A 7,259-nucleotide genomic window follows, 5' to 3' on the forward strand; every position below is an offset into this window, starting at 1 on the left:
GACCAAAAACGAGGAATTAGGTTATACGACTTGGATTTACAAGTATACCTGCCGAACCACCTTGTACAATCGTCTATCATTTTATGTTTACACGATTGTAAGTGACGTCAAGTTCCTGGGGGCTAGCCCCCAAACCCCCAGCCAGCTCTCTCACCCAAAAACAAGGAAGACTAATAAAAAGGGAGTACATAGAACTGCAAGGAACGTGGCACTAATGATAGAATATAGTATCATAGAGGTGATCGATAATGAACGGTAATAAGAGTGATAATAAGCGTATATATGTACCAAAAGACATTGCATTACTTTTGGAAGTGAAAGAAAGCACTTTACGTAAGTACTGTCAGACACTAGAAACACACGGTTACATATTCCTAAAAAACGATCGTGGACATAGAGCTTTCTTCGATAAAGACGTCGTTACTTTACGTCAGTATGTTGATCTAGTACAGAAAAACAAAATGTCGATGGATAGCGCTGCAAAAGTAGTAGTAGCTATGGATTCAATTAATGACTTATCGCATAGTGATAACGATAATACCAAAAAATTATCGTTATCAAACGATAAAGATGTAGCAATCACTACCGATAATAATCACGATAAAGATTACGTAACAAAAGAGGAATTACGCGACATAATCGAAGGACTAACGAAGACAATTCAACAACAAAACGAGTACTTAAATAAACGTTTAGAAGAACGAGATCGAGTGCTAATGACAACGCTAAGAGAGATACAGGATACAAAAAAACAGATAGCGGTGAGTAGCGAACAAAAAAATAAGACTTGGCAATGGCTTCGTAGAATGTTTGGTGGGAAGTGATAGGAAATCTAGTATCGGCACAGATAGGTATGAATTTTTTATATTTAATACCTAAATATCTATTTGTTTGGGAAAAATCTAAAATTTAATTACTGTACATTAAATTTTAGAAGAACAAATAATATGCAGGATTGTATGCAAAAAGTAGGGAGGATTGTCAAAAGATTGGGACGACCAAACCTGCGATGTTTCGGTATTGTATAAAATCATGCATATCAAGATAAAAAGAAAAAAAGCACAAACCTAATTACATCAAAGGTTTGTGCTTTTTTATTACTACCGATAATAGGACGTTATGTCTACTAGGGATGTATAGAGTATACATTTAGTTCAAATATGTAATATTGCATATTTGAACTAAATTGGTTATTTTTTCTTGAAGTTTTATAGGATTTATATTATTCTTTTACAGTTCGAAATTTTCTATATTTAATCAAGGGGTGTTTTTTTGAAGAAGTTAGTAATTGCTAGTGTAGTTGGGATTGGACTTTTAGGAAATTCAGTTTTAGCATCTGCTTCAACAGTGGATTATTCTAAAGGAAAAGAAATGGCTTCAAATATTAAAAGTGATGAAGAAATTTCATATTCAACAGCCAATTTAGCATGGGCTGTTGGAGGTTATTTAACTGGAAAAGCTGTTGATGCAGCGGGAAATTGGTTAGGTAAACAGGCTCAAAAAGCTAATGCTCAATCAATTTATTCAGCTGCTGGAAAAGGTAAATATGCTTGTTATGTTTCTTCTAATGATCAAAAAATCGAATCGGTTTCTTTTGGAAGATAATATTAAAATTAAAACAATACAAGGAGGTTAATTCTTATGATTCATAAGAATTAACCTCCTTGAGTTTGTATAGAAATGGTGATAATTATGATAAGAAAATATAGTTCGTCTTTATTAATTGTATTAATGACATGTATATTTATATTTCATTTTGCAATCACATTATTTTACAATTTTCCGTTAAACCCTATTAGTAATCAATATAATTCGCAGATTCAAAATTACATGAATCCATTATTTACACAAAATTGGAAATTATTTGCGCCGAATCCTGTTAGTGCAAATAATATGCTTTATATTCGAGGTAACTATACAGATGAATATGGAGAAATCAAACAAACAAATTGGATAGATGCTACTACACCTTTTAATATGGCAGTTCATAATAATAGATTTACTCCTATAAGGTTGGTTAATAGTACAAGATCTTCTATAACAACCGAACTTTTAAATCAAATGGATGGGAAAAAAGATTATTTAGAAAAAATAGAACCTAATAAATCAGTAGAATTAATAATATTAAATCGTTTTTCATCTAAAGTTTTAAATGAAATTTATCCGAATTATAAATTTGTAGATATAGAAAAGAAAATTGTAGTTAATGTGTTCCCAGAATACGGAAAAGGGAAAGAAACTGAAAAAAATTATGAATATAATTTACCAAAACAAGTATTCGATTTACCGAAAACATAATATTTTATTTAATTGAGAGGAAATTAATATATGTTTAAAAATTTATGGTTCAAATTGAAAAATTATTTAGAGGTTGAACATTATTTAATTGGAGCTAGTGTACTTAGAATTGGTTTTGGTTTTCATATAGTTTATTCTTATTTAGTTCATTTATTTCAAAGGAATTATATTTGGGGACCTGAAGGTATCTTACCACTAAAGATATTAAATATTGATTCTAAAAATGTATGGAGCTTATATAAATTTTCAAACAGTGAATTATATTTTGATATAATTTTCTTTTTAGGTTTATTGATAGCTATTTTATATTTAGTAGGTTTTCAAACAAGAATTACAGGTATTTTAAATTTTATATTTATTTGGTCTTTATATGAAAGGAATCCATTTACATTAGATGGAGGGAATAATGTTTTATCTATTTGTTTATTCTTTTTAATGTTTGCAAATGTGAGTGAATATTTTTCGGTAAAATCTAAACATAATAAAATAAAGAAAAATAAATATTTAAATATAATACATAATTTTGCGGTTTATGCATGTATTGCTCAACTATGTATATTATATTTCTTTTCTGGATTATTTAAAGCACAAGGAAATATGTGGATTAATGGAACAGCACTTTATTATATTTTACATGTCGAGGAATATACACTTCCTAGTATAGCTCACTTTATTTATAATAATCCTTATTTAATGGTAATTGGAGCATATAGTGCTATAATCTCTCAAATTGCATTTCCATTTTTAATATGGAATAAATATTTAAAATGGCCATTATTAATAGGATCAATTGGATTTCATATCAGTATTGCATTATTAATGGGGTTAGTGCAATTTGGTATTGCTATGATTGCTTTAGATTTATTATTAATTAAAGATGCAGAATATAAAAAGGTATATCAATTTTATTTAAATTCAATAAAAAAGAGAAAAAAAAAACTTATTTTCAACAACTTGAAGTTATAAAAAATAATTACATTATAGTATACTACGATGGATTTTGTCCTATGTGTACGTCAATAACCCAAAAATGGAGTAATATGGATGTATTTCAGATGATTAAATTCAAATCTTTTAGACAACAAGAAAATATTCAGGATCTGGATATTCTTGTTGATAAATTAGAACTTGAAATGTACTGTGAAAATATCAAAAAACAAAAATTTTATAAGGGAATTCATGCTATTTATCAAATTTGTTTAAGAATACCGTTATTATGGTTTTTTGTTCCCTTCCTATATATTTCTATATTATTAGGGGTAGGTGATCGAATATATAAATATATAGCTAAAAAAAGAAAAATAATACCTATAGGACAGTGTAAAGAAAATATATGTTCTATTACTTTTAATAAAAAAGAGCATAAAAAATAAAGAAAGAGGATGAAAAAATAATGAGTATATTTCAAATTATTGATTATGTATTAATAATTATATTAGCTATTTTCTTTTCTATAAAATTAATTAAAGAAATACAATGTAAAAGAAGAGGTAGTTTTATAGCGATTTTTAGTATAATAAGCATATATTTTATAGTTAAAGTATTTTTTATTATATGTATAATTTTTGATTTATAAATAATATAAAGTATATGTCAACGGTAAGCGGAACGAAGTGAGCATTAAGGAGTTGACATATTGCACAATACCCAGACCCTCTTGATGGTTTCAAACGGCTCCCGTTTGAACCTGCCTACCGGCGAGGGAGCCCCCTCAAAAGGTGAGGGGGTTGGGGGTGTTTTTTTATATGGGGTCTGGGGAAGTGTTCCCCAGTAGGTTTGGACAACGTCCAAGGTTTTTAATGGCTAGCGAAAGCAAGCCGTTTTTTGCGTGAGCAAAAACAAAAGGGGGATTGGGGGAACCCCCCGACAAGCTGTATTTGCGCCACGAAGTGGCTAGCAAATGCGACGCTTGCCAAATCCCTTGCGGCAATGATGAAATTGGAGACATTACGACCAATTTTGATTGACGCTTCCGTTGCAAACGGAATGAAGGGATGGGACTTGATGAGTGAACAAGATAACAAGTTTGCTAGCGATTTTCGGAAGAAGCCGAACCGAAAAGAGCGCAAACAAATTAGTTTTCGTGTGAGCGATGAGGAATTTGCAAAATTACAGCAGTCAGCTGAAACATTGCGAATGAGTGTGCCAAACTTCGTAAAGAAGAAGGCACAAGGCAGTCGTTTAATTTCTCCGAAATTTGATAAGGAGACGAGTCAAATGATTGCGAGGAATTTGGGTCAGATGGGAAATAATATGAATCAAATTGCAAAATATTGTCATGCGCATAAAGAGGGGAATGTAGATTGGCCACGTTTAAATTACAATATCGAGCAATTACGAAAAGAAGTGAACGAGTTATGGCAACAACTAAACTAGGAAACACAAAATCAGCAAGCAAAACGATCAATTATGCGGAAAAACGAGCAGTAGAAAAAAGTGGTCATAATTGTGATGTGGAGTATGCGAAATCAAATTTTAAGGAATTAAGAATGTTGTATGGAAAAGATAAGGGAGTTCAGGCGCATACCATTATTCAGTCCTTTAAACCTGGAGAGATTACACCAGAGGAAGCCAATAGCATTGGCTTGGAGTTAGCTCGATCTATTGCAAAAGATTATCAGGTTGTGATTTATACGCATACGGATACAGAACACATTCATAATCACATCGTAATCAATTCCGTTAACATGGAAACGGGTAAAAAGTATCACAGTAATAATAAACAACGAGACTTGATAAAAAGTGAGAATGATAGAATTTGTCAGGCACGAGGATTGTCAGTTGTGGTAGAAAAACAAGCATCAGTACGGTATACGGCAGCGGAGAAGTCATTGTTAGAAAAAGGAAAAACATCATGGAAAGACGAAATACGACAAGCGGTTGATATAGCGAAAACTCGTACGAGCGATATAAAGGGTCTTACAGCGTTTTTAGATCATCTAGGTATTGAAACTAGATTAAGAGGAGAAACAATCTCTTACAAGCATCCTGAGGCTTTAAAATGGGTGCGAGGCAGTAAGTTAGGGTATGACTATGAAATAGGAGGGATGGAATGTGGCTTTGAGCGACAAATTGGAGAAGGTAAAACAAGAACACAATCTATCAACGGAAATGAGCACAAGCGAACAAATCAATTATCGAGTGAGAATGTCGGAGATAGAACATCAGAACGAACTGATTGCGCAACGTATCGACCAATTAGCAGAAAGTATCGAGAAGAACAACAAGCTCGTGAGCGAGCAAATACTCTCCGTCAGCAAAATGAACAGAAAAAACAACGAGAACTTGAACAACAAAGTCGAGCAATTGAAAGAAGCGGACCAAGCCTTGAGAGATAATCTGAGGGAAACGCTGAATCACTATTTTCAGCAAATGAATAAGAGCGTAGGGGAAAGTTTTGAGAAAAAGACAGATAAACTTGTTACTGATTTTTATCACAAAGTACATCAGATAGAGCAAAAAACAAGTGAAGTACAAAATATAAGGATTAAGACAAAGAAGATTGAAGAAGTATGTGTATCTGTTGTACAAGTTCTGTTGTATGCTTTGATTGCAGTTCTTCTTGTAACAGGGATGAAATATGGATTATGGGAAGTATTGGGCTTAGCAAAGTTATATGGAAAAGTGTCGCAAACATTTGAGTGGGGTTGGCTTGTGATGGCAGTTATCATGGGTGGAATGGGCCTCTGGGCATTTATCTGTGCGTTTACATTTGTAAAAGATAAAACAAGTCAACGGCGTTTTTAAAGATATGGATAGAGACAAATAAGCATTTTAATTGGAATGAAAATCTAATATTTGGGATGTTTTTCTATTATTTTTAGATGATATTTCCATGTTATAATCAGAGATAGAATCTTTTGGAAAAATAAAAAACCCCCTCACAAGCGTCAGAAACTTAAGGGAGTTTTTTATTACTACATAGAAAGGAGTTATTCTTTATTAGAGTAATATCTTCTAAGTGTTTATTCTATCATATTGAATGAACTCCTTCTACAAATAAGGAGTGGAAAAATGAGTGAAAAGATTGTTAATTTTGTAGAAGCTGAAAAAAATGCTAGAAAAAGAGATTTTGAATTAGAACAAAATATGTTTCAACAAGAATATAATAATGTTTCAAAGAATGAATTAGAACAAGCCATGGAAATTATGGCTAAAGCTACTGGTAAAGAACTTTACATAGGTACTAAAAAAAGTCCTCAATCGAAAGTGAGGTTTGCTCAATTCATGCAAGAAAACATGAAATTCTTAAGTAAGCAAGGATATTTAACTTTGAGTGAAAAAGGATTTTTAATAGATATTACACCGTATATTTCTTTTTATAGTAATTCTATTGTTTTAGATGTTAAATCTAAAAATGTTGTACCTATGAATATTTCAGATCTTGCTAAAGAATTAGAAAGACCAAGGGATAGAACTAGTAAATTGGTTAATGCCTTAGTCAAAAAAGGAATATTAGCAAAAGCTGAAAGTGGTATTGAAGGAAGTAACGCAAAATCTTATTCTTTGTTTGTAAATCCGCATATTATTTTTGCAGGTGATAAAGATAATGTTCCTGAACATTTACAAGTGATTTTTTTTAAAGCTATGAAAATGTCTATATTAAAACAATTACCTAATAAATTATTTAAGAGTTGACATTAGTCAATTCTTTTTTTTTCTCTTTTTCAAGTGTGGCAAAAACGCCACGGAAGTGTGGCAAAAACGCCACACTTGAAAAAGATGAAAAACCTAGTAGTATCAATGCTTTTTTCGACTTTTAAGACTCTCTCTCTTCTCACTCTATATATATTGTTAAAAGTTCCGCAAGGAACAGGTAGTATTTTCCTTCGCTTTGCTTCAGAAAATCTCCACCTTCAAGAAAATAAGGTTATAAAAACATAATTATGTTTTTATAACCTTATTTTCTTGTCCTTGCCTAACTTTTTTCGGCAGGGATTTATCTTTCGCCAAGCCGATCA

At 31.6% G+C, this 7,259-nt stretch carries 9 protein-coding genes; all 9 read left to right on the forward strand.

What is annotated here, in order from left to right; genetic code table 11:
- Positions 1-248: 248 nt before the first annotated feature.
- The 9 genes from MHH55_RS36050 (at position 249) to MHH55_RS36090 (ending at position 6,936) form a co-directional block, all read left to right on the forward strand.
- Positions 249-824: a DUF3967 domain-containing protein gene (locus MHH55_RS36050; RefSeq protein WP_340882890.1), complete on the forward strand. Its 576-nt coding sequence runs from the start codon at positions 249-251 to the stop codon at positions 822-824.
- 448 nt (positions 825-1,272) lie between these two features.
- Positions 1,273-1,605, forward strand: coding sequence for a hypothetical protein (locus MHH55_RS36055; RefSeq protein ID WP_061656986.1), 333 nt, complete (start codon positions 1,273-1,275; stop codon positions 1,603-1,605).
- A gap of 126 nt (positions 1,606-1,731) precedes the next feature.
- A complete protein-coding gene (locus MHH55_RS36060) occupies positions 1,732-2,298 on the forward strand; it encodes a DUF5819 family protein (RefSeq protein ID WP_340882898.1) in 567 nt (188 codons plus the stop codon).
- Positions 2,299-2,328: 30 nt separating this feature from the next.
- Positions 2,329-3,264 (forward strand): HTTM domain-containing protein, encoded by a 936-nt coding sequence (locus tag MHH55_RS36065; RefSeq protein ID WP_340882892.1) that lies wholly within the window; start codon positions 2,329-2,331, stop codon positions 3,262-3,264.
- 74 nt (positions 3,265-3,338) lie between these two features.
- Positions 3,339-3,671, forward strand: a complete 333-nt coding sequence (locus MHH55_RS36070) for a DCC1-like thiol-disulfide oxidoreductase family protein (RefSeq protein WP_340882894.1) — start codon at positions 3,339-3,341, stop codon at positions 3,669-3,671.
- A 631-nt stretch (positions 3,672-4,302) separates the two neighbouring features.
- Entirely contained in the window at positions 4,303-4,674 is a 372-nt protein-coding gene (locus tag MHH55_RS36075) for a MobC family plasmid mobilization relaxosome protein (RefSeq protein ID WP_340882900.1), read from the forward strand.
- A complete protein-coding gene (locus MHH55_RS36080; protein ID WP_340882901.1) occupies positions 4,656-5,636 on the forward strand; it encodes a relaxase/mobilization nuclease domain-containing protein in 981 nt (326 codons plus the stop codon). Before MHH55_RS36075 ends, MHH55_RS36080 begins: the two co-directional genes overlap by 19 nt.
- Complete coding sequence (locus MHH55_RS36085; protein ID WP_340882895.1) at positions 5,626-6,045, forward strand: hypothetical protein; 420 nt, start codon at positions 5,626-5,628, stop codon at positions 6,043-6,045. Before MHH55_RS36080 ends, MHH55_RS36085 begins: the two co-directional genes overlap by 11 nt.
- A gap of 267 nt (positions 6,046-6,312) precedes the next feature.
- On the forward strand, positions 6,313-6,936 hold the full coding sequence (locus MHH55_RS36090) for a MarR family transcriptional regulator (RefSeq protein WP_340882896.1): 624 nt from the start codon (positions 6,313-6,315) through the stop codon (positions 6,934-6,936).
- Positions 6,937-7,259 lie beyond the last annotated feature (323 nt).

The organism is Bacillus sp. FSL K6-2944 (genome assembly GCF_038005385.1).
Taxonomy (GTDB): domain Bacteria; phylum Bacillota; class Bacilli; order Bacillales; family Bacillaceae_G; genus Bacillus_A; species Bacillus_A cereus.